At 53.1% G+C, this 21,718-nt stretch carries 22 protein-coding genes and 1 pseudogene; 18 read left to right on the forward strand and 5 right to left on the reverse strand.

What is annotated here, in order from left to right; genetic code table 11:
- Positions 1–6: 6 nt before the first annotated feature.
- The 4 genes from METH11B_RS0107795 (at position 7) to METH11B_RS0107815 (ending at position 4,813) form a co-directional block, all read left to right on the forward strand.
- Positions 7–588, forward strand: a complete 582-nt coding sequence (locus METH11B_RS0107795; RefSeq protein ID WP_026601542.1) for a hypothetical protein — start codon at positions 7–9, stop codon at positions 586–588.
- Positions 589–1,178: 590 nt separating this feature from the next.
- Positions 1,179–1,718 (forward strand): hypothetical protein, encoded by a 540-nt coding sequence (locus METH11B_RS0107800; RefSeq protein ID WP_026601543.1) that lies wholly within the window; start codon positions 1,179–1,181, stop codon positions 1,716–1,718.
- A gap of 753 nt (positions 1,719–2,471) precedes the next feature.
- Positions 2,472–3,026 carry a hypothetical protein gene (locus METH11B_RS0107810; protein WP_026601545.1) on the forward strand — a complete coding sequence of 185 codons (555 nt, stop codon included), beginning with the start codon at positions 2,472–2,474 and terminating at the stop codon, positions 3,024–3,026.
- 11 nt (positions 3,027–3,037) lie between these two features.
- Positions 3,038–4,813, forward strand: a complete 1,776-nt coding sequence (locus METH11B_RS0107815; protein ID WP_026601546.1) for a bifunctional metallophosphatase/5'-nucleotidase — start codon at positions 3,038–3,040, stop codon at positions 4,811–4,813.
- 283 nt (positions 4,814–5,096) lie between these two features.
- Here the strand turns inward: METH11B_RS0107815 and METH11B_RS0107820 are convergent, their stop codons facing one another.
- Together METH11B_RS0107820 and METH11B_RS0107825 are read right to left on the reverse strand one after the other, a co-directional pair.
- Positions 5,097–5,846 carry a hypothetical protein gene (locus METH11B_RS0107820; RefSeq protein WP_026601547.1) on the reverse strand — a complete coding sequence of 250 codons (750 nt, stop codon included), beginning with the start codon at positions 5,844–5,846 and terminating at the stop codon, positions 5,097–5,099.
- An 80-nt stretch (positions 5,847–5,926) separates the two neighbouring features.
- Positions 5,927–7,540, reverse strand: a complete 1,614-nt coding sequence (locus tag METH11B_RS0107825; RefSeq protein WP_026601548.1) for an alkaline phosphatase — start codon at positions 7,538–7,540, stop codon at positions 5,927–5,929.
- A 194-nt stretch (positions 7,541–7,734) separates the two neighbouring features.
- Between METH11B_RS0107825 and METH11B_RS0107830 the strand changes: the two genes are divergently transcribed.
- The 14 genes and pseudogenes from METH11B_RS0107830 to METH11B_RS0107895 all read left to right on the forward strand — a co-directional run bounded on the left by METH11B_RS0107830 (position 7,735) and on the right by METH11B_RS0107895 (position 18,473).
- Positions 7,735–8,094, forward strand: coding sequence for an ArsR/SmtB family transcription factor (locus METH11B_RS0107830; RefSeq protein WP_026601549.1), 360 nt, complete (start codon positions 7,735–7,737; stop codon positions 8,092–8,094).
- Complete coding sequence (locus tag METH11B_RS0107835) at positions 8,091–8,570, forward strand: arsenate reductase ArsC (protein WP_026601550.1); 480 nt, start codon at positions 8,091–8,093, stop codon at positions 8,568–8,570. Before METH11B_RS0107830 ends, METH11B_RS0107835 begins: the two co-directional genes overlap by 4 nt.
- An 18-nt stretch (positions 8,571–8,588) precedes the next feature.
- Positions 8,589–8,951, forward strand: a complete 363-nt coding sequence (gene arsD / locus METH11B_RS0107840) for an arsenite efflux transporter metallochaperone ArsD (RefSeq protein ID WP_026601551.1) — start codon at positions 8,589–8,591, stop codon at positions 8,949–8,951.
- A 17-nt stretch (positions 8,952–8,968) separates the two neighbouring features.
- Positions 8,969–9,529, forward strand: coding sequence for a TRC40/GET3/ArsA family transport-energizing ATPase (locus METH11B_RS30140; protein WP_442919024.1), 561 nt, complete (start codon positions 8,969–8,971; stop codon positions 9,527–9,529).
- A 40-nt stretch (positions 9,530–9,569) separates the two neighbouring features.
- Complete coding sequence (locus METH11B_RS29950) at positions 9,570–10,733, forward strand: ArsA-related P-loop ATPase (RefSeq protein ID WP_026601553.1); 1,164 nt, start codon at positions 9,570–9,572, stop codon at positions 10,731–10,733.
- 63 nt (positions 10,734–10,796) lie between these two features.
- Positions 10,797–11,243 carry an ArsI/CadI family heavy metal resistance metalloenzyme gene (locus METH11B_RS0107855; protein ID WP_026601554.1) on the forward strand — a complete coding sequence of 149 codons (447 nt, stop codon included), beginning with the start codon at positions 10,797–10,799 and terminating at the stop codon, positions 11,241–11,243.
- Positions 11,244–11,269: 26 nt separating this feature from the next.
- Positions 11,270–12,328 (forward strand): ACR3 family arsenite efflux transporter, encoded by a 1,059-nt coding sequence (gene arsB, locus METH11B_RS0107860; protein WP_026601555.1) that lies wholly within the window; start codon positions 11,270–11,272, stop codon positions 12,326–12,328.
- A gap of 53 nt (positions 12,329–12,381) precedes the next feature.
- Complete coding sequence (locus tag METH11B_RS0107865; RefSeq protein ID WP_026601556.1) at positions 12,382–12,588, forward strand: hypothetical protein; 207 nt, start codon at positions 12,382–12,384, stop codon at positions 12,586–12,588.
- Positions 12,589–12,742: 154 nt separating this feature from the next.
- A complete protein-coding gene (locus METH11B_RS0107870; protein ID WP_026601557.1) occupies positions 12,743–13,006 on the forward strand; it encodes a hypothetical protein in 264 nt (87 codons plus the stop codon).
- A 333-nt stretch (positions 13,007–13,339) separates the two neighbouring features.
- The gene (locus METH11B_RS0107875; protein ID WP_036275700.1) at positions 13,340–15,121 is read left to right on the forward strand and encodes an NAD(P)H-dependent oxidoreductase subunit E; all 1,782 of its coding nucleotides are present in this window, start codon (positions 13,340–13,342) and stop codon (positions 15,119–15,121) included.
- A gap of 1 nt (position 15,122) precedes the next feature.
- Positions 15,123–15,809 (forward strand): annotated as a pseudogene (locus METH11B_RS0107880) (2Fe-2S iron-sulfur cluster-binding protein); the annotation flags it as partial.
- A gap of 142 nt (positions 15,810–15,951) precedes the next feature.
- Positions 15,952–16,491, forward strand: a complete 540-nt coding sequence (locus METH11B_RS0107885; protein ID WP_026601560.1) for an NADP oxidoreductase — start codon at positions 15,952–15,954, stop codon at positions 16,489–16,491.
- Between the two features lie 12 nt (positions 16,492–16,503).
- Positions 16,504–18,015 (forward strand): Ni/Fe hydrogenase subunit alpha, encoded by a 1,512-nt coding sequence (locus METH11B_RS0107890; RefSeq protein ID WP_026601561.1) that lies wholly within the window; start codon positions 16,504–16,506, stop codon positions 18,013–18,015.
- Positions 18,012–18,473: a hydrogenase maturation protease gene (locus tag METH11B_RS0107895; RefSeq protein ID WP_026601562.1), complete on the forward strand. Its 462-nt coding sequence runs from the start codon at positions 18,012–18,014 to the stop codon at positions 18,471–18,473. Before METH11B_RS0107890 ends, METH11B_RS0107895 begins: the two co-directional genes overlap by 4 nt.
- Before the next feature lie 68 nt (positions 18,474–18,541).
- Here the strand turns inward: METH11B_RS0107895 and METH11B_RS0107900 are convergent, their stop codons facing one another.
- The 3 genes from METH11B_RS0107900 to METH11B_RS0107910 all read right to left on the reverse strand — a co-directional run bounded on the left by METH11B_RS0107900 (position 18,542) and on the right by METH11B_RS0107910 (position 21,681).
- Entirely contained in the window at positions 18,542–19,192 is a 651-nt protein-coding gene (locus METH11B_RS0107900; RefSeq protein WP_026601563.1) for a hypothetical protein, read from the reverse strand.
- Positions 19,193–19,390: 198 nt separating this feature from the next.
- Positions 19,391–20,620: an IS256 family transposase gene (locus tag METH11B_RS0107905; protein WP_026600850.1), complete on the reverse strand. Its 1,230-nt coding sequence runs from the start codon at positions 20,618–20,620 to the stop codon at positions 19,391–19,393.
- Between the two features lie 146 nt (positions 20,621–20,766).
- Complete coding sequence (locus tag METH11B_RS0107910) at positions 20,767–21,681, reverse strand: hypothetical protein (RefSeq protein ID WP_155931097.1); 915 nt, start codon at positions 21,679–21,681, stop codon at positions 20,767–20,769.
- Between the last annotated feature and the right edge of the window lie 37 nt (positions 21,682–21,718).

The raw sequence follows: 21,718 nt of genomic DNA on the forward strand, positions 1-21,718 counted from the left end.
AACGATATGAAAAACTTGATTCATATGCTGGCGTTATGCGGCGCCAGCTTGCTGCTGACGACAGCCAATTGCCAGGCTGCAAACATCTCCTTCAGTCTGGAAAGCGCCAGTAACCCGATTCACGTCGGCGACGTGTTCGCTATTGAAGTGGTCGCGCACGACCTCTTCGCCGGCGACAACAGCGATGAGTTATTGGCTTTTGGCTTAAACGCCGCCAGCTCGATCTCCGGTCTGTTGGAGTTTCAAGGCAGCACCGTCAATCCGCTGTTTTCCGACGATAGCTTGCTGGTCAATCTACATGCGGCCGGCTCGGCGTTTCCCGGCATAAGCAGCGATCCATCCAACACACTGTTATTCAATCTGGCGACTTTGCATTTTAAAGCCTTGGCAACCGGCCAAGTTTCGTTGGCTATCGCTTCCGATTTGTCCGACTTCAATCAAGGCCTGATCTTTTTGAACCAAGGTCCGATGGCGATTAATGCCAGCCGCAGCTTCGACATCGCGGCCGTGCCATTGCCGCCGTCTTTGTTGATGTTTGTTAGTGGGGTGGTGGTGAGTTTGGGTGGGTTTCGGCGGAAGCGAGGCTAAAACTTGATTTAATCCGTTGAGGATTTTGTGTCGCTAACGCGACGGTTTTATCTAATGTCGGTTCTCGGACCGACAACCGAAATACTTTCTTTTGCGTGGCCAAAAGAAAGTATTCAAAGAAAAAGCCACCCGACATTCCGCCTTAATCCTCCGCTTCTCGCTTTTGCCGAGGGTTTTCGGAAGGGGCTTCCTGCCCCTCCGAAAACGAGCGGCATCCTTGCCGCTCCCCTGCGGGCTATTCTCGCCAAAAGCTCCGATGCTCGGGGCGGAATAACGAGAAAAAACCGATCCAAGCGGCCTGATAGGACAGTTATTGAATTGGCAGCTTAGTTTCGCATTGCAGACAGATATAAAACAGACTGATCGAAACCAAAGATATATCCATACTCTATTCACTAGAAGCAAGGTGCCAAGGATGATATATTCCTGTACTTTTGAAGTGTCGTATTTTTCAACCCCACTTGGGTTGTTAAAGTCACAACCACACATTGAATCAATTACTTAAGCATAAATAAATGGAGTTATACGACAACTGCATAGGATTTTTGGACATCTAATGTCGTATACATTACGTTATGAGTGAAAGGGAAATGACCAACATCGTAAACAGGATCAGAAATTCTTCCCAATGGCCTAGCTTTGAGAACTCAAGTCATCTTTCTGATCTCGATACATTAGCTGATGACGCGAATGCGCTTGATACTTTAGAAGGTTACCTGGCCGCGTTAACAATCTATCACCAGTTATGCGATGAGATGGCCAAGCTGCTCGTTAAAGATTCCGAGTTTTTCATTCAACTTTCATGTTATCCAACAGGCATCGATTTCCCAAAACCAAAGCAACAGATGGCAGGTCAAGTTCTTTCTCAGTTAGAGTTTGCCGTCGAATTTGAAGGGAAAACAGAGTTCATTGAAAAGTGTAGGATAATGAACTCGCTCAGAAACAATGTTTTTCACAATCTCACGAAGCAAACTTCACTTGTAGAGTTGAAAGGTAAACTGAGTCAAATCAGCACTCTATATGAAGAGATCTTCGAGTTGTTTTCAACGTCGCATGGTTGGTTTTGGCTTTGCTTCAAGGATTTTCGAAAAGATGTGTTCATTGATGAAATTGAAGATGAAAACACATAACGAGCGTATCAATTTGAGCCCAAAAAGTTCCACGGCTATCGCCGTTCTGCATTTCGGGCCAAGTTATATTTAAGGCCCCAAGGCGCAATTCGTAGGGCGTCAATAGGCGCAGCCGTATTTTGCCGCATTTGGCCTTAAAGCATTCGGCGTATTACCCTAACGCTAATGAGCCCTACAAAACTGCGCAAATATTAGCTGGGTTTAAACTTCACGGCGGGGTTTTCTCCCATATGCCGCGCCGAGCACCGGAGGGTTTGAACGGATTCGCCCGTCAGGGGCGCCGCAGGGATGCGGCGCGTTGCATGCAGGGGCTGGGAAGCCCCTTCAGGCAACCCCGTTCAAACCCTTCGGCGCGCAGGATCAAAGCGGCATCCGGGCCGCCTTTTCTTTGGATACTTTCTTTTGGCGGAGCAAAAGAAAGTATCTCGGCTGTCGGGCCGAGACCCGACTTCAAAACACCCGTCGCGATAGCGACACTTATCCTATTCACCCAGCCCTTAAATATCTTCATTCCCCAAATTTTATTGCTCACATTCAGGCCTAACAGTCTGAAACCACCGCCGCTAGAAAGCCGGCAACACATTTGTATTACATTTCACGAAATCTTCATTTAGCAATCACAAGTTCATCACAAAATTTCCTTAGGCTGTACTTGCTTTACCCATAGCGATAGAAATTTCTCAACCCCAAATGAACGAGCAGCCTGTGACTTATAACAAAAACGCACGCGCTGTCTTTATCGGAGCACTCTAAATGATCAAAATATCTGTTATTGCCGCAGCATTGCTGTCGGCAATCTGCACGCAAGCCGAGGCGATTACCCTTAATGCCGACGGCGCTTGGCATGCGTTCGACGTAGACAATTCGGTGTCTAATTCCGGCGGTCTGGAATGGATAGACCTGGATAACAATGCTTTAAGCTTTGAATTCACCTTAACCGGCTCGGCGATTTTGCGCGTAGTGGACGCCGGCTTCGCTGGTGATAGATTCAAGATTTTTAACACGGCCAGCGTAATCGGTGAAACCTCGGCCGCCGTTAACAATTATCCAACTTCTGTTTACAGCGATTTTGACTTGGCTTACGCCAGCTCAGACTACAGCCGCGGCGAATTTCTGCTGGGTGCCGGCAGTTACCAAATCAGCGGCCTGCTGATCCAATCCGCTCTGGACAATACCTCCGCCGAGATTAACGCCACCGTCGGCGCTGTCAGCCTGACCGCCGTGCCACTGCCTGCCGCTGCCGGTTTATATGCCGCCGGCGCCGGCCTGCTGGGCTTGGTCTCTCGTCGCCGCAAATCCACTAAATAAGGGTTAAACCAATGAAATTAAACAAACTAGCCATAGGCATCGCATTGGGCTTGGGCACACTGGGCGCGGCCAATGCTGTGACCACCATCCCCACCACCACGATAAAAATCGTCGCCTTCAACGATTTCCACGGCCAATTGGAATCGCCGGGCACCTTCCGGCAAACACCCACCAGCGCGGCATCCACCAATATTCCGGTCGGCGGCGTGGATTGGATGGCCGGCTATATCAACGAATTAAAAAACCAAAACCCGAGCACTGTCGTGGTATCGGCAGGCGACATCATCGGCGCGACGCCGCTGGTTTCCGCGTTGTTTCATGACGAACCGACCATCGAAACCATGAACCGTCTGGGCCTGGAATTCAACGCGGTCGGTAACCATGAATTCGACGAAGGCAAGACTGAATTAAAACGCATGCAAAACGGCGGCTGTCATCCGACCGATCCTAACTCCTGCCAAGGCGCTTCAGTCGGCACGCCGGTGCCTTTTGAAGGCGCGGATTTCAAATTCCTGGCTGCCAACGTGGTCGACACCGCCTCCGGCAAAACCCTGTTCCCGCAATACGCGATCAAAGTCATCGGCGGCGTGCGGGTCGGCTTTATCGGCATGACCTTGAAAGAAACCCCTACCATCGTCACCCCCACCGGCGTGGCCGGCCTGGAGTTCAAAGACGAAGCGGCGACTGTGAATGCCCTGATTCCAAAATTGCGCGCACGCGGCGTCGAAGCGGTGGTGGTGATGATTCACCAAGGCGGCACGATACCGGTCACCCAAAGTGCCTCTACAATCAACAATTGCGATGGCGGCTTGAATGGCTCGCCGATCAAATCCATCGTCAATCAATTGGACGACGAAGTGGATTTGGTGATTTCCGGTCACACTCATCAAGCTTATAACTGCCAAATCGCCAACAAAGCCGGCCGCTTGATTTCAGTAACCAGCGCCAATTCGCAAGGCCGGGTATTGACCGACATTGATGTCGCTATCAGCACCGTCAACGGCGAAGTCAGCAGCGTCAGCGCCGAAAACATTGTCGTTGATCGCAGCAACACGGCCATCACACCGAATGCGGCGATTAAAACCATCGTCGACAATTACAAAGCCCTGTCCACACCTATTGCTAACCGAGTGATCGGCAACATCAGCGCAGCGATTACCAGAACCGCTAGCGCTGCCGGCGAATCGGCTTTGGGCGATGTGATTGCCGATGCGCAATTGTTAGCAACCCAAAACGTCGGCTTCGGCGAAGCGGTGGTGTCATTCATGAACCCCGGCGGCATCCGCGCCGATTTGACCTTTCCGTCCAGCACTGCTGCGGAAGGCGACGGCAAGGTCACTTACGCCGAAGCCTTTACCGTACAACCCTTCGGCAACACCTTAGTGACACTGACCTTGACCGGCACGCAAATCCACACTTTGCTGGAGCAACAATTCACCGGTTGTACCGTCGGCTATCCGGCCGGTGCACCAGTTGCGGGCCAAGCGTTCAACCGTATCATGCAAGTGTCTAATGGCTTTAGTTACGAATGGAAAGAAAAAGGCACAGCTTGCGATAACGTCGATCCAGCCAGTATCAAGATCAACGGTGTCGTGGTAGACCCAGCCGCCAGCTATCGAGTTACTGTGAATAATTTCATGGCGGACGGTGGCGACCAATACTATGTGTTGACGCAAGGCACTAACCGCTTGGGCGGCGCGCTGGATCTGGATGCGTTGGAAAACTACTTTACCGCTAACGGTACTGTAGCCCCCGGCCCGCAGAATCGGATTTTGCCGGCTCCGTAAGTTTTATGGATTAGTTGTAAGCTCTGTAGTGGTACTCGGGCCCGCTGGTACGCGATACAGCGGGCTTTTTTTTGCCTGTTCAGTCAAGCAGCAAACAGCATCGATACTCGATTATTAATTCGGCCCCCAAATATCGTCGCTCCCGCGCAGGCGGGAGCCTAGCTTCCTTGCAATTAAGGCTGAATCTATACCTTACGTCGCTCCCGCGCAGGCGGGAGCCTAGCACCTATACTGGATTCCCGCCTCCGCGGGAATGACGAATCCAGGGATTTTAAGGACGTAATTAATGATGATGTTCATGTCCCATTTGGGCTTGCACTTTAATCACGAACGGATCGGACTCCTTGTCGCCCAAATCGGCAAAATCGATTACATCGTAGCCATTGACTGGTGTAGGTTGCCAGGGCGCGGCGTTCAACGGATAAGCGTTTAGCAATTCGGTACGCTCGGAAAACTCGCCATGTTCACGTTCAATCAACGCCGGCAAGGCCACATCCAACCGCATCACCACATGCCATTGGGTGTCCGCGACTTTGCCTTGGTATTCGCGAGTCGGGATGCCGTCGGTCCATTCGATTTCTTCGGCTGTGAGTTTGTCCAGCAGTTGGCTATCCAGCAACAGCGCCAATTTTTGCCAGGACGGGGTGATGTCCAGCATCCGTAAGTCGCCAGCTTGAAACTCGATTGCCCGTTGGTCTTGGTGATAGAGCTTACGGTGAATCAGCTCCTGGCCGTCGCGCTGCCACAGTTCGCCCAAGCCCCGTTGCGGCCTTTCTATCGTAATCTGCTGGCTATCGCGCCAGAAGCGCCAGCTGACTTCTGCGGGCAGTGCTTCGTGTTCTTCGTGTTCGTGCTCTTCGCCCGTGCGGGTGGTGACAAACTCGGCGGCTACCGCCGGCAAGTTTGCCGAAGATAGCTCGATAATCTGCGTGTTGGCGGCATGCTTGGCCGGCACATGACTGCACGCTGCCAAAACGATCAATAAGCCCAGAGCAAACAGTTTGGGTAAAAACTTGAAAATAGTGTTGAACATGGATCCTGCACTTTAGCGGTATTCAAAAAAAATCAGGGACGGCTAGCGTCCCTGATTCGGTTTCGGGAAAGGTTCCCGGACTATTTGCGCATGCCTAGCGCATCAGCCATCACATGATAAATCACGTTTTGTTCCAGCGTACCACGCACCAGATAGGCGCCAGGGCCGTCCGCATAGATAGCCACGTCTTCGCCGGCGTGGGTTTCCGCGCTCATCGGTACTGTAGCTTCCTGCATGTAGTTAGGGTTGGCTGTATCAACCGCTGTCAAATCAGGACGCAGTTTGCTACCTGCATAAGCAGCGGCCACGGTGCCTTCGTTGGCTGGATTAAATTCCTTGCGTTGCAAGCCGCCGGTCCAACCCGGACCGTTAGCATACGACAAGGTGGTGTAAGGCAAACCCAAAGAATCCTTCAGGGTAACGCCGTCAACCGCGGTTTGACCCAGGATAGGGTTACCGCGCGACGGATAGCCGGCGATGGTGAACACATGGCTATGATCGGCAGTCACCAGGATCAAAGTATCTTCGTCGCGGGTCAGTTGTTTGGCTTTTTTCACTGCATCCGACAGCGCAACAGTATCGGTCAAGGCCCGGTAAGCGTTACCTGCGTGGTGAGCATGGTCGATCCGGCCGGCTTCCACCATCAAGTAATAACCTTTGCGGTTTTTTTCCAGAATTTTGATGGCTTTTTCGGTCATCTCATTCAAGGACGGTTCGCCGGCGGCGTCTTGCGCGCGGTCAGCTTCATAGCGCATGTGCGAACGTTCGAATAAACCCAACAAATGATCGGTAGACGCTGGATTTACCGCATCGAACTGGGCTTTGTTCCAGACGTAGTCGGAATTATTGTATTGCGCGGTCCATTCTAAGGTTAGATCGCGGCCATCGGCGCGGCGGCCTTTTTGGGTTGGGTATTCGGGGTCGGCAACAGTATTGGGCATAAAGTAGCTACGACCGCCACCCAAAGCCACTTCCAGGCCATCGCCGTAAGGGAATTCCAGCAACTGGCGGGCGATGTCTTTTACGGTAGCGCCGGCTGGCAAGTTGCTGTCGGCTTCCCAATCGCGGTTGGAAATATGTGCGTAATTCACGGCTGGCGTGGCGTGGGTAAAGCGGGCGGTTGTGACTACGCCGGTGGACATGCCGCGTTCTTCGGCACGTTCCAGGATGGTTTTCACACTTTTCGCAGCAGTGACTTCCGCGCTAGGCTCGGTGCGGTTGATAGTTTGATCAACGGAAATAGCGCCGTCATTGGTTTTGATACCGGCGACCATGGCGGTAGCGGTAGGCGCGGAATCCGAGGTTTGTTGATTCGCGCTGGCCGTAACGGAATGGGCCATATTGTTAAATTTCTCAAACGCCAGACGATTGAACTCGCCATCGCGCCCGGCCATTTGGCCTTCCAAAATTCTAGCAGCGGTGACGGTGGATATACCCATACCGTCACCGACGAACAAGATGACATTTTTGGCTTTGCGCAGTTGCTCTACGTCTCGTTTATTGACCAATACCGCAGCTTCGCCGGCTTTGAACCATTCAACGCCGGATGTCGGTACTTGGCTGGATTGCGCAGGTCTATGATAGCCATGATGATCGCGGTCGGCATGATCGTGGGCTACTGCGGCTACCGATAAGGTAAAACCGAAGGCGCCGACAGCTACCGCCGCCAGTTTTTGTGGATGTGTTTTTTTCATGTGTTGCCCCTAGAGCGATGTTCGGAGCCGCAACATTAGCGCGCGAATATGACAGTTGCGTGACCATTCCACCATCCAAAAGCGTTGTTTAAGCAACGCTAAGTCCGAAACGAAGTCTCATCGAAACTGCGTATTTTTGAGTAAAAAATAGCTTAGGGATTGACTTGATTCCATATTTCAATTATTGTTGAAATATGGAAAATAAAACTGCTGTGATCGCCCTGGCCGCACTGGCCCAAGAATCCCGTTTGGCTATTTACCGCGCCTTGGTCCAGGCTGGCCCGGACGGTTTGGCCGCCGGAAAAATCAGCGAAGCCACCGGTATTGCACCGTCTTCCTTATCGTTTCATTTGAAGGAATTGACTTACGCTAACTTGGTGAGCTCGCGCAACGAAAGCCGTTTCGTGATCTATACCGCCCACTTTGCGGCGATGAATGAACTGCTGGCGTTCCTGACCGAGAATTGTTGCAACGGCAACGCCTGCTTGTCGCTTTCCGCCTGTTCCGGCAGTACCGACTCTTTACCCTCAAACCCGACCGACACTCCATCATGAACGTATTATTTCTATGTACCGGCAATTCCTGCCGTTCCGTACTTGGCGAGGCCACTTTCAATCATTTGGCACCGGCAGGCTGGCATGGCCTGAGCGCCGGCAGCAAACCGACCGGCAAGATCCACCCCCGCTCGCTGGCCTTATTGGCCAGAGAAGGCATTTCCACAGAAGGTTATTACAGCAAGTCCTGGAACGATCTGCCGGTAACGCCGGACATCGTATTAAGCGTGTGCGGCAATGCCGCCAACGAAACCTGCCCCGCCTACCTGGGCCCGGTCATGCGCAGCCATTGGGGAGTCGAAGACCCCGCCCACGTTGAGGGTAGCGACGAGGAAATCGACGCGGCCTTCATGGTCGCTTATCGCATTCTGCGCCACCGCATCGAACAGTTTTTTGCCTTACCGCTGGAAGAGTTAAAAAACGATCCCGAGCGTCTAAAAGCCGAACTGGATCGCATCGGCACTTTGTTGCCCTAATTGTTAAGGAGTGTCCTCATGACCAGTATTCATGTGTTTGACCCGGCCCTGTGTTGCAGCACTGGCGTTTGCGGCGTGGAAGTCGATCAGCAGTTGGTGGGTTTTGCCGCCGATGTAGATTGGGCCAAGCAGAACGGCGCCGACATTGAGCGCTTTAATCTGGCGCAAACCCCGTTGGCGTTTGCCGAAAACACAGTGGTTAAAGCCTTTCTGGAACGCTCCGGCGCCGACGCCCTGCCCTTGATCTTGGTGGATGGCGAAGTAGCCTTGGCCGGTCGCTATCCTAACCGAGCCGAATTGGCCCGTTGGGCGGCAATTGACTTAGCAGAAGAGCAAGTCCCATCCGGCTGTTGTAGCGGCAGCGGCAGCAGCTGTTGTTAAGCTTTACGGGTGATGCCGTGAACAGCGACCGCAGATTTCTCGACCAAGCGCCGCGTTTTCTATTTTTTACCGGCAAAGGCGGTGTGGGCAAGACCTCCATCGCTTGCGCGTCAGCGATGCAATTGGCGGATGCCGGTAGACAAGTGTTGTTGGTTAGCACCGACCCGGCCTCGAATGTCGGCCAGGTATTTGGCATCAACATTGGCAATCAGATCACTTCAATTGTAACGGTATCCGGTCTGGCGGCATTGGAAATCGATCCGCAAGCAGCGGCGCAAGCCTATCGCGACCGCATCGTCGGCCCGGTGCGCGACGTGTTGCCAGACAGCATCGTCAAGGGCATAGAAGAACAATTGTCCGGAGCCTGTACCACGGAAATTGCCGCGTTCGACGAGTTTACCGCGTTGTTAACCGACTCGGCTTTGACCGCCGGCTACGATCACATTGTGTTCGACACCGCCCCGACTGGGCACACCATCCGCCTGTTGCAACTGCCCGGCGCCTGGAGCGGCTTTTTAGAGCAAGGCAAAGGCGACGCCTCTTGCCTGGGCCCCTTGGCCGGTCTGGAGCCAATATAAAGCTGCTGTCGAGGCGCTGGCTGATCCGCAGCGCAGTCGTTTGATCCTGGTCGCCCGCGCCCAACAATCGACCTTGCGCGAAGTGGCGCGCACCCATGAAGAATTAAACGCCATCGGTTTGTCGCAACAATTTTTGGCCATCAATGGCATTTTGCCGGAGAGCGCCACCGCACAAGACCCTCTGGCCAACGCCATCTACCAACGCGAGCAACATGCTTTGGCCGATATGCCAGCAGCGTTAAGAAGCCTACCGCTGGACCGCATTGAACTAAAGCCCTTCAATCTGGTTGGACTGCCAGCTCTCAGACAATTGCTTAGCAATGCCGCACCGCTATCAATGCCTGACATTGACCTTATGCCGGCCATACCCGCGCCTAATCTATCCACATTGGTGGACGAGATTGCCGCCGACGGCCATGGCTTGGTGATGCTAATGGGTAAAGGTGGCGTCGGCAAAACTACCCTGGCCGCGGCCTTGGCGGTGGAACTGGCGCGACGCGGTTTGCCGGTGCATCTCACCACCTCCGATCCCGCCGCCAATTTAACGGACACACTTAACGGCGCTTTGCCGGACCTGACAGTCAGCAAAATCGATCCGCATGCGGAAACCGAACGCTATCGAGAGCACGTGCTGGCAACGAAAGGCGCCAAACTGGACACACAAGGCCGCGCCTTACTGGAAGAAGACTTGCGCTCGCCGTGTACCGAAGAAATTGCGGTGTTTCAGGCATTTTCCAGAATCATCCGCGAAGCCGGGAAGAAATTCGTGGTGATGGATACCGCGCCGACCGGCCATACCTTGTTGCTCTTGGACGCCACCGGCGCTTACCATCGTGAAGTGTCGCGGCAAATGGGCGATTCCAAAACGCATTTCACCACGCCGATGATGCAATTGCAGGACCCGCGTCAAACCAAGGTACTGATAGTGACGCTGGCGGAAACCACGCCGGTGTTGGAAGCGGCCCATTTGCAAGCCGATTTACGCCGGGCCGGCATCGAGCCATGGGCCTGGGTGATTAACAATAGCGTTGCCGCAAGCACCGTGCATTCAGCGCTATTGCGGCAACGCGCCGCCAATGAACTACCGGAAATCGCTGCCGTCGCCAACCGGCATGCCAGCCGCTATGCGCTGGTGCCATTGTTGCAGGACGAGCCGACCGGCGTCGAACGCTTGCTGGCATTAGCCGGTGGCCATAGCAAATAAACACTAGTAAACAACGCTAACAAAACAGAACACCTTTACCCACTTTCACCCGGAGTAAACGCGATGAAGCGCCTGCATATCCATCTCGCCGTCGATGATCTGGCGAAAAACATCGACTTTTATAACGCATTGTTTCAAAGCGCGCCGACAGTCCGCGAAGCCGATTACGCGAAGTGGATGCTGGACGATCCGCGCGTCAATTTTGCGATTTCCAGTCGCGGTCGTCAGCCCGGCCTGGATCATTTGGGGATACAGGTCGAGTCCGGTGCGGAACTGGAAGCAGTCCAGCAAAACCTGGCTGCCGCCGAGTTACCGGTCGCGGCGCAAAAACAAGCCAACTGCTGCTATGCCCAGTCCGACAAATACTGGACCGTCGATCCGCAAGGCATCGCCTGGGAGGCTTTCCATTCCTTGCAGACCATTCCCTTATTCGGCGACGATCAAGTCGTGCAACTTGAACCCGCCAACAGCTGCTGCAAACCATCGGCAGCCGATAGCGCCGCGCAATAGCCTGCATACCTGTCTTGGAGATTTCAATGAACACCCCGCATTGCCCCAATGCCCGCTTATCCTTTCTGGACCGCTTCCTAACCCTATGGATTTTCATCGCCATGGCGCTTGGGGTTGGCATCGGTTTTCTGTTTCCCACGGAAGTGACCGATTTCAACGCGGCGGTTTCGGTCGGCACCACCAACATCCCGATTGCCATCGGCTTGATCGTGATGATGTATCCGCCGCTGGCCAAAGTCCGCTATGAAGAACTCGGCGACGTATTTCGCAACTGGCGTATATTGGCCGTGTCCTTGGTACAAAACTGGCTGCTCGGCCCGGTCTTGATGTTTTTATTGGCTATCGTGTTTCTGCGCGATTATCCCGACTACATGGTCGGCCTGATCTTGATAGGCCTGGCGCGTTGCATCGCGATGGTCATCGTCTGGAACGAACTGGCAAACGGCGATAACGACTATGCGGCGGGGCTAGTGGCGTTTAACAGCGTATTTCAAGTGCTGTTTTACAGCTTGTACGCCTGGCTGTTCATCACCGTGTTGCCACCCTTGTTTGGCATGCAAGGCAGCCTGGTCGAAATCACCATAGTCGAAATCGCCAAAAGCGTATTCATCTACCTGGGCATTCCATTTCTAGCCGGGTTTAGTACGCGCTTTCTTTTGGTCAAAGCCAAGGGCAAAGATTGGTATCAGCAAACTTTCGTACCCAAAATCAGCCCGCTGACTTTGATCGCACTGCTGTTTACCATCGTGATGATGTTCTCCTTAAAAGGCGATTTGATCGTGCAATTGCCGCTGGACGTGGTGCGCATTGCCATACCGCTGCTGATTTATTTTGTGGTGATGTTTTTGCTCAGCTTTTTGATGGGTAGAGCCATCGGCGCCGGTTACGGCAAAACCACCACACTGGCATTTACCGCCGCCAGTAATAACTTTGAATTGGCTATCGCGGTGGCGGTGGCGGTGTTTGGCATTAATAGCGGTGCGGCGTTTGCCGCTGTAATAGGACCATTGATTGAAGTGCCGGTGATGATCGCCTTGGTCAATGTGGCCCTCTATTTCCGCAAGCACGGTTTGATTCAAAATTGACATGCGTTTACCCAACGACTCTTTTACCTAACCTTACAAAGGAACACTCTCTCATGGCTGCCGATAAATCGAAAAACGACAGAAAGAAAATTGCGGTGGAAGAACCGACTTACGACCAACTGAAAAACTTTTCCCGCTTTAACGGGTTAAAGACCCGCACGGTGGTGGCGTCTATGGTGGATATCATGCTGCAAGACGAGGTTCTGAGCCGCCGCGTCGTCGAGCAGTGTCTTACCGCCGATGCCGAGGAAGCTAATTAGCGTACGCCATATCAAAGTCACCAACAATTTTAAGCTGCGTTGATTGAAATCAAAGCTATCAACATAAGCACACGCAATAATTCAACCCGGCATGTTCAATCGCACATGCCAACGCCGGTTTTCGACTCATCAGCGATTAAGTCAGGTGATTACAATGGACAATGACATTTTAATCGATCAAGCCCGGCAGCTTTATGCCGCATTACACGCCAGACAAACCAGCCTGCTCCCTCCCAACCACAGTGCATTGGAACGCCTGGAACGCTTGGTCTCCAATGCTTATGGGCGTTACCAGCGCCGCTTAAACCGTTGCGTGCTCTGTTATCAAACCCGCAAGCACGAATGCGTCCGGGAGTCTGGTAAAAAACGTATTCCCTGCCAACGCCGCAAGCCCTTCGTCCCGATTGCCGCGTTTTGATGGACAATATTTTGCTGTCCACACCCGGCTAATTTGTTTAGTATTGCGCCATGGATGACGGCGAATTTGCGCATCTTCCGCAGCGAGAACGATAGGCATTGCGCTGCTGAGTTGTGTGTATTGACGCATAGAGAGACAAGGCAGGCACTTTCGCTTGGCAAGCGGAATGTATCGACTCCCACAACTAATCTTGTGGGGCGCTCTTCCAGGTAGACTGCCAGTGAACGATTTGAAAAATCTAGCGCCGATTTAAGAATGGTGCGTGGGGTGGCTCATGATTTTTCAATTGCAATGGGACACGACGATTCAACATAACTGCCCAGTAACTCGACGATGAATACTTTTATTGAGTCCGTACTGGCACAGGCGGACTATAAACCCGAAAGGCTCTTGCAGATGCTAAGGGCCGTGCAGGCGCAGTACCTGCATATTCCCAAGGCGGCCATCGAACAATTGGCCGCAGCCCTGCATATCCCCCGCACCCAGATTATTGCCGTCGCGGAATTCTACAGTTTCCTGCACTTAACGCCGCAGGGCCGTTACGACATTCATATCAGCGATTCGATTACCGATAGAATGCTGGGTAAGGAAAAATTGTTGAATTACCTGGCGGAAAAACTGAAGGTCAAAGTCGGCCAAGTCAGGGCGGACGGTCTGGTCAGTCTGAATAACACTTCTTGCACCGGCATGTGCGACCAAGGCCCGGCCGGCTTGGTTAACGGCTATGCGTTGACGCGTCTGGATTTTGCCAGAATTGATGTCATCGCCGAACTGATCGAACAACAAGCCCCTTTGACCGATTGGCCCGTAGAGTTTTTTGCGGTTGACGAGCCGATCCGCAAACCCGGCTTGCTGCTGAACCAGCCGTTCAATAATGGCGCGGCAATAGCGGCCACTTTTGCCCGTGGCTTGGCGGAAACCCTGGCGGAAGTGGACTGTTCCAATCTGCGCGGCCGCGGCGGAGCTGGCTTTAAAACGGCATTGAAATGGCGCACCTGTGCCCAACAGAACGCCAAACCCCATTACGTGATTTGTAACGCCGACGAGGGCGAACCCGGTACCTTTAAAGACCGGATGCTGCTCGATCTTTACGCAGACCAAGTGTTTGAAGGCATGACCCTATGTGCGGCCATCATCGGCTCCGATCAGGGTTTGCTGTATCTGCGCGCTGAGTATTTATTTCTCTACGAACAATTGCAGCGTGTCTTAAAGCGCCGCCGCGATAGCGGTTTGCTGGGTCGCAACATCCTTGGCAGGCCTGGTTTTGATTTCGACATCGAAATTCGCATGGGCGCCGGGGCTTACATCTGCGGCGAAGCGTCCGCGCAAATCGAGTCATTGGAAGGTAAACCCGGCATACCCAGGGTTAAACCGCCCAACTCGGTGATCTGCGGCTATCAACGCAAACCAACTGTAGTGGATAACGTCGAGACTTTTTTCGCCGCCACGCATATCGCTATTCAAGGCGGGCTATGGTTTGCCGAGGGCGGCACCCCGCAATCGACCGGCACTAAGCTGCTCAGCATCAGCGGCGACTGTGCACGGCCCGGCATTTACGAATACCCTTTCGGCACGACAATCGAGAATATTTTGCGGGACTGCGGCGCGGACGACGTTATGGGCGTGCAAGTGGGCGGACCGTCCGGCACCTTTATTTCCAACCGGGAGCTGCAACGGCGTGTGGCCTTCGAGGACCTGTCCACCGCCGGTTCGTTCATCGTGTTCAACAGTAGCCGCAGTATTTTCGACATCGTCCAGAACTTTACCGATTTCTTTGCCCATGAAAGCTGCGGCTTTTGCACGCCGTGCCGGGTCGGCACCACGCTTTTGAAAAATCAGCTGCAGAAAATTGTCGAAGGCAATGGCGCCGCGGTCGATCTGGAAGAACTCAGCGAGTTATGCCTGATCGTCAAAAACAACAGTCATTGCGGTCTAGGCGACTCCGCCGCCAATCCGATTTTAAGCACCCTGGCCAGCCACCCGGAGCTGTATCTGAATCAATTAAAACAGAGCAGTTTCACACCGGGTTTTGATTTGGACGCGACCCTGGCCGTGGCCCGCCGTATGGCGCAGCGCGACGACGACGACGCGCATTTATCGCAAGTGGAGAATTGAGATGAGCGGCACTCTATGCATCGACGGCATCGCCGTCCCGTTCAGCGACGGCCAAACTATTATCGAAGCAGCCCGCACAGCCGGCGTTTACATTCCTTATCTGTGCCACCGGCCGGGTTACGCCCCTTACGGCAGTTGCAAACTGTGTACGGTGAAAGTCAATGGCCGCACCAATACCGCCTGCACCCTGCCGGCCGCCGACGGCCAAACCGTCATCAGCAACAGCCCTGACCTGCAACACGATCGCCAGCGCATTACCCAGATGCTGTTTGTGGAAGGCAACCATTTCTGTCCATCCTGCGAAAAATCCGGCAATTGCCAGTTGCAGGCCGTGGCCTACCATCAGAACATGCTGGATAACCACTACCCGCATTTTTATGCGCAGCGGGAACTGGACGCCTCACACCCGGATATCTTGATCGACCACGACCGCTGCATTTTCTGCAATCTATGCGTGCGCGCCAGCAAGGAAAAAGACGGCAAAGAGGTATTCGGCATCGCCGGGCGCGGCATCCACAAACGCCTAATCGTCAACTCCCCCAGCGGCAAGCTGAAAGACAGCGATATTAGCGTCAACGACGAGGCCGCCCATGTCTGCCCGACCGGCGCGATCCTGGTCAAACGCAGCGCGTACCTGGCGCCGATCGGCGAACGCATTTACGACCGGCATCCCATCAGCGAAGTGGCCTGCGAAAAGGCGGTTCACAAAACCGGCGCGGCAACTGGCTACCCAAGTTGCGATCAGGCTAAGCTAACTGATCCGACCCGGCAGAATGAAGGGCCCGATTCCCACTACGCGGCAACCATGCCTCCCACGCCGGAGATCAAACATGGCCGCTAAGATTAAAATCGCCACCACCTCGCTGGCCGGTTGTTTCGGTTGCCATATGTCGTTCCTGGATATTGACGAGCGCTTGTTGAGCTTGGCAGACGTCGTCGAATTCGACCGCTCTCCGCTGACCGACATCGAGCACTGCGGTCCGTGTGACATCGGTCTGATCGAAGGCGGGGTTTGCAACTCCGAAAACGTGCACGTGCTGCGCGAGTTTCGCGCTAACTGCAAAATTCTGGTCGCAGTCGGCGCTTGTGCCATCAACGGCGGCCTGCCGGCGCTACGCAACTTTTTCAAACTTGAGGACTGCCTGCTGGAAGCCTACCAAGACGGCATCGGCGTGGACAATCCGCAGATACCCAACGATCCGGAATTGCCTTTATTGCTGGATAAGGTGCGGCCGGTCCACGAGATCGTCAAGATCGATTATTTTATGCCCGGCTGTCCGCCGTCCGCCGATGTGTTTTGGACCTACCTCAGCGCATTGATCGAAGGCCGCGACCCGACTCTACCTTATGCATTAGTCCATTACGACTAATAGGGAACCGCTGTGTACGAATACCTTGAAACCGCCGACCCGGCCTTAGTGGCAGCCGGCAAGTTAAAACGGGTCGCTGTCGACCCGGTTTCCCGCGTCGAAGGCCACGGCAAAGTGACCCTACTGTTGGATGAAGACAATAAAGTCCAGCAAGCCCGGCTGCACATTGTCGAATTTCGCGGCTTCGAAAAATTCATCCAGGGTCGCCCTTACTGGGAACTGCCGGTGATGGTGCAACGCTTGTGCGGCATCTGCCCGGTCAGCCACCATCTGGCGGCTGCCAAGGCCATCGATCAGTTGGTCGGCGTCGATCCTGCTAATCTGCCGCCAGCAGCGGATAAATTACGCCGCTTGCTGCATTTCGGTCAGGTCTTGCAATCCCATGCCTTGCATTTCTTCCACCTCTCCAGCCCGGATTTGTTGTTCGGTTTTGAAAGTGAGATCGGCAAGCGCAACGTAATGGCAGTGCTGGCCGATTATCCGGATATTGGCCTGCAAGGGGTGAAACTACGTAAATACGGCCAGGAAGTGATACGCATGGTCTCCGGCAAGCGTATCCACGGCACCGGCGCCATTCCCGGCGGCATGAACAAAGCCTTAAGCAAAGAAGAGCGCGACTATTTAAAACAAGACATCGCGCAAATCGTGATTTGGGCGCAAGCGGCTTTGCAACTGGTCACAAAAGTCCACACATCCCACCTTCCCTACTACGACGACTTCGCCACCATCCGCAGCAAATATCTGAGCCTAACCAAGCCTAACGGCGCGCTGGAGCTTTATCACGGTGGGATTCGGGTGAAAGACGAACAAGGTGGAACGCTGGTCGACCAATACGATTACTGCGATTACCCGGAACTAATCCGCGAAGAAGTCCGCTCCTGGACTTATATGAAGTTTCCTTACCTGACTTCGCTGGGTAAAGCCGACGGCTGGTACCGGGTGGGACCGTTGGCACGGGTCAACAACTGCGACTTTATTGACACACCGCTGGCGGAAGCCGCCCGCGTCGCGTTCAAGCAGCATGGCGGAGAAACCATGGTGCACAGCACCCTGGCCTTCCACTGGACCCGCATGATCGAATTGCTGCATTGCGCGGAGAGCATACAAACCTTGCTGGACGATCCGGACCTGATGAGCAGCGATCTGGTCGCCAAGGGCGAAAAACGCTACGAAGGCATAGGCGTGATCGAAGCACCGCGCGGTACGCTGTTTCATCATTATCAAATCGACGAAAACGACATCGTCACCAAAGCCAATCTGATCGTCTCCACCACCAGCAACAACACGGCGATGAACGAATCTGTGCGGCAAGTCGCAGCGGAATATCTGTCGGGCCGAGAGTTGACCGAGCCCCTGCTGAATAACCTGGAAGTGGCGATCCGCGCCTACGATCCGTGTTTGTCTTGCGCTACGCACGCGGTCGGCAAGATGCCATTGCAGTTGGAATTGGTCGATGCCGACGGCAAGTTGGTGGATAAACTGATTCGGCATAGCAGCGGCGAATTTATTCACGGTAGCGAATGAGCAAACCCATCCTGGTGTTCGGCTACGGCAACCCCAGCCGTGGCGACGATGCCGTTGGCCCCTTGCTATTGGACTATTTAGCCGACCATCTCGACTTGAGCGCTATCGAGCTGCTTAACGACTTTCAGTTACAAATCGAACACGCGCTGGATTTGCAAGATCGCGAGTTAGTGGTGTTTATCGATGCCTCGGTAAACTGTCCTGATAGCTTCACCTATACCCCGCTCAGCCCCGCGCAAGACCACAGCTATAGCAGCCATGCGCTCAGTCCTAACGCGCTGTTATCGGTTTATCAAGCCGTCAGCATACAGCCCCTGCCCCCTTGCTTCTTATTAAGCATCCATGCCGAAGCTTTTGAACTGGGCGCCGGATTAAGCGAACGCTGTGCTGCCAATTTAGCAAAAGCTTGTCGATTTTTGGAAGAGATTCTGAAACCAACGCATTTCCGTGGCAATTAAACCGAAAAGTAAAATAGCCCCAAGATGTAAAAACTAAAATTTCTTTTTAACCAAAGGTACACAGTGTTTTAACGCCTGGATGAAGTGCCAGGCAGATGAGTTCCCTCAGTTGGATGGCTCTCAGACTTTAACCCATCATCGATTAAAGGAATATCCGTTACTTGCGAGTTACCCCGCATCGCCGCTAATAAATCTGCGGGCAGTTTTTCGGCATCGGACGCACGGTAGGCTCGGCTGGCACAATTGGCGTTGAACTGGTTGCTTTCAAGGCTCAACGCGTTCACCTTACCGTTATAATCTTCCGATTGTGAATTGTATTGGGAAATCACGTCTCGATTTTGTTCTAGGCGACGGTTGAAATCGGCGACTTTTTGCCGGCTACCCACATCGACTTTCGAACGTTCCACTTCCAGCTCTTCGACTTGCCGTGCAATGTCAGCTTTTTTGGCGGTCAATTTTTTAATAAGTACTTTCAATTGCGCCGACTCCTGGTTCATCGCGACCAAGCGCTTGCCGCACGCTGTCAATTCCTCCAAGGTCATCGGCTTTAATCCAAACGCGGAACCCGCTGCTTGCCGGCCTCCAACACCGGACATCATCACCAGATCGGCATCCGGTTTTTCCGTTACGGCGGCCGACGGTTTGGGCGTGTTTTGACAACCGACCAACATCAAGCCAGCCAAAGCCAAACAATGCGTTATGGGGGATTTAGGTATCACTTGATTTCTCCGATTCACGATTTTTATGGATACACCGAAAATAAAGCCGCTTGGGTAGATTCAATTTAACCGAATAGCGCATGCGTCGAATAAGGGACACGCTTTTTGTACCCAAGAGAATAAAATCCACTGCCTAAACCGCTAGGTAAATTGAGTTTCAAGGGAGTGTCCCAAATTTTGTGTAAACGGTAGTTTGGTTTAATGGCTAGGGAAGCGATCTTCGAACTGAATACTAAACCGATTCAAAGCGGCTTTCCAATCGTAGACGGGCATGGTCCAATTTTGGCTGATATTGCGCAACGCCAAATAGAGCAGTTTGGACAAGGCGTCATCACTGGGGAAGACCGCGCGGTTTTTCATGATTTTTCTCAGACTTCGATTCACCGATTCGATGGTATTGGTGGTGTAGATCACCTTGCGAATCTCGGGCGGATAGTCAAAAAAAGGGATGATGTGCCCCCAGTTTCGTCGCCAGATGGGGGCGATCGTGGGATAGGTCTCCAGCCAGTTGGCCTCGAATTCGGTCAGCTTTTGCTCGGCTTCCCTCGCCGTTGCGGCTCGATAAATCTGCTTGAGGTCGTCGGCAACCGACTGGCGCCTTTTGTAGCTGACATAGTTGAGGCTATGACGGACCAAGTGGACAATACACAGTTGAACGGCCGCTTTGGGAAACACGGTTTCGATAGCCTCCGGAAATCCCTTCAGACCATCGACACAGGCGATAAAGATGTCGTTGACGCCACGGTTCTTGAGCTCGGTGACCACTTGCAACCAAAATTTGGCGCCTTCGCTTTGGGCAATCCACAGCCCCAGCACTTCTTTGTGGCCGTCCAGATTGACACCGATGGCCAGATAGACGGCCTTGACCCGCACGCTGCCACTATCGCGCACTTTGGTATGCAGACAGTCGAGGTACACAATCGGGTAAATCGGATCCAGCGGGCGGCTTTGCCAGACGCCCACCTCTTCGAGTACCGCGTCGGTCACCGAGGAAATCAAGGTGGGGGATACCTCGGTGCCGTAAAGCTCGAATAAATGGGCTTGGATTTCCCGTACCGTCAGTCCTCGGGCATATAACGAAATGATCTTATCGTCGAAACCGGTCCAGCGCCGTTGATGCTTAGGAATGATCTGCGGTTCGAATTCGCCATGACGGTCGCGGGGAATCTCGATAGGCAAGTCGCCGAAGTCACCTTTCAGCGTTTTCCGGCTTTTGCCGTTTCGGGCATTGCTGCTGGCGTTGGTCACCGCCTCATGCTTACCGTGGCCCAAGTGCGCGGTCATTTCCGCTTCCAGGGCCCGTTCGACTATCGCTTTGGTCAACTGCTTCAGCAGACCATTGGCACCGATCAGGTCCTCGGGTTTTTGATAGTGCGACATCAAGGCGTCGAGTAGGTCATCCGGTATGGCTTTTGATGATACGGTCATGGTTTCCTCCTTGTCAGGATCGGTAGTTTCCTACCTCAGGGCCGTTTACACAAAAATTCTTACACCCTCAGTTTCAAAACCGCATGGATTGGCAATTTACCCTTAGCCACTTTAAATCTGCCTGGGAACGCGGCCAAGCCATCCAATTAAGCACTGAGTACCATCTTCATGATCTTTTCCGCCTGATTTTCTGGAAAACCCAACGCGATAATATATTGCCGAAACACAGCTTTTTTACTTCTGCCTAATTTACCTTCCGCCGAAATCACGGACGCAATCCCGGTTAGTACAATATTCCTTTGCTGATCGTTGATATTACCGGCAACCGCCTTGATATAAGCGAGCAATAGCTTTCTTGATAATTTTCCTGAAGGAATCGCATCTGAATTAGCCGCAGAGAGCAAATTATCAGCAACCCCCAGCCTTCGCATAACAGCAAGTATCGCCGGAAGTTTACTGGCATCAAAACTCCTATCCATCCGCGCAACATCAACTAACACCTCGCGCAATAGCAGCACAAAACTACCAGCCAACACTTTATCAACTTTAGCGACGACACGACGTTGCTGCTTATCGGACACAAAAGTCACCAAGGCGCCAATTAGAACCAAACCAGCCAAGATAGCCAGAGCCCAAAGCCACTCGCCGCCGACAGTTTCATCCACTGGCACCTCCAGTGGCGGCATGGGGTTTGGAAGCACGCCAAACTTCTGCAATGTTTGAATGGTAGTGTCGTCTAAAGCCCAATATTGGCTAGAATTTTTTTTATAGATTGCATAGCCGATTACTTCTGTGCTGGTCCGAACAACCAGACAGTGATCCTGTAAATGAATACCAAATTGATGCTCACTTGAAGTCCATTCGACCGGCATACCCGTTTGTTTGACTTGCTGATCCGAGACTTTTAATTCACCCAAATCGTAAAAATGATCAGTCGTACCAAAACAAACGCTAACACTTCCTCTTCTGGCTTCAGCCGGAGCACTGGTGACTAACAACAAAAGAAAGCACAACTTCATCAGAAGCGGCGCATATGAGTCATTTCGGGTTAATTGATCCATAGTAAATCGTGAGTCCAAGATGAAAGGCTGATAGCCC

It is taken from the genome of Methylomonas sp. 11b, from assembly GCF_000515215.1.
Taxonomy (GTDB): domain Bacteria; phylum Pseudomonadota; class Gammaproteobacteria; order Methylococcales; family Methylomonadaceae; genus Methylomonas.

What these genes read in the sequence shown, in the direction of transcription:
- METH11B_RS0107800 (WP_026601543.1), top strand. Translation starts at nt 1,179, where the DNA reads ATGACCAACATCGTAAACAGGATCAGAAATTCTTCCCAATGGCCTAGC.
- METH11B_RS0107795 (WP_026601542.1), top strand. Translation starts at nt 7, where the DNA reads ATGAAAAACTTGATTCATATGCTGGCGTTATGCGGCGCCAGCTTGCTG.
- METH11B_RS0107885 (WP_026601560.1), top strand. Translation starts at nt 15,952, where the DNA reads ATGGCCGCTAAGATTAAAATCGCCACCACCTCGCTGGCCGGTTGTTTC.
- METH11B_RS0107865 (WP_026601556.1), top strand. Translation starts at nt 12,382, where the DNA reads ATGGCTGCCGATAAATCGAAAAACGACAGAAAGAAAATTGCGGTGGAA.
- METH11B_RS0107905 (WP_026600850.1), bottom strand. Translation starts at nt 20,620, where the DNA reads ATGACCGTATCATCAAAAGCCATACCGGATGACCTACTCGACGCCTTG.
- METH11B_RS0107830 (WP_026601549.1), top strand. Translation starts at nt 7,735, where the DNA reads ATGGAAAATAAAACTGCTGTGATCGCCCTGGCCGCACTGGCCCAAGAA.
- arsD (WP_026601551.1), top strand. Translation starts at nt 8,589, where the DNA reads ATGACCAGTATTCATGTGTTTGACCCGGCCCTGTGTTGCAGCACTGGC.
- arsB (WP_026601555.1), top strand. Translation starts at nt 11,270, where the DNA reads ATGAACACCCCGCATTGCCCCAATGCCCGCTTATCCTTTCTGGACCGC.
- METH11B_RS0107910 (WP_155931097.1), bottom strand. Translation starts at nt 21,681, where the DNA reads ATGGATCAATTAACCCGAAATGACTCATATGCGCCGCTTCTGATGAAG.
- METH11B_RS0107815 (WP_026601546.1), top strand. Translation starts at nt 3,038, where the DNA reads ATGAAATTAAACAAACTAGCCATAGGCATCGCATTGGGCTTGGGCACA.
- METH11B_RS0107895 (WP_026601562.1), top strand. Translation starts at nt 18,012, where the DNA reads ATGAGCAAACCCATCCTGGTGTTCGGCTACGGCAACCCCAGCCGTGGC.
- METH11B_RS0107855 (WP_026601554.1), top strand. Translation starts at nt 10,797, where the DNA reads ATGAAGCGCCTGCATATCCATCTCGCCGTCGATGATCTGGCGAAAAAC.
- METH11B_RS0107820 (WP_026601547.1), bottom strand. Translation starts at nt 5,846, where the DNA reads ATGTTCAACACTATTTTCAAGTTTTTACCCAAACTGTTTGCTCTGGGC.
- METH11B_RS0107825 (WP_026601548.1), bottom strand. Translation starts at nt 7,540, where the DNA reads ATGAAAAAAACACATCCACAAAAACTGGCGGCGGTAGCTGTCGGCGCC.
- METH11B_RS0107835 (WP_026601550.1), top strand. Translation starts at nt 8,091, where the DNA reads ATGAACGTATTATTTCTATGTACCGGCAATTCCTGCCGTTCCGTACTT.
- METH11B_RS0107875 (WP_036275700.1), top strand. Translation starts at nt 13,340, where the DNA reads ATGAATACTTTTATTGAGTCCGTACTGGCACAGGCGGACTATAAACCC.
- METH11B_RS0107870 (WP_026601557.1), top strand. Translation starts at nt 12,743, where the DNA reads ATGGACAATGACATTTTAATCGATCAAGCCCGGCAGCTTTATGCCGCA.
- METH11B_RS0107810 (WP_026601545.1), top strand. Translation starts at nt 2,472, where the DNA reads ATGATCAAAATATCTGTTATTGCCGCAGCATTGCTGTCGGCAATCTGC.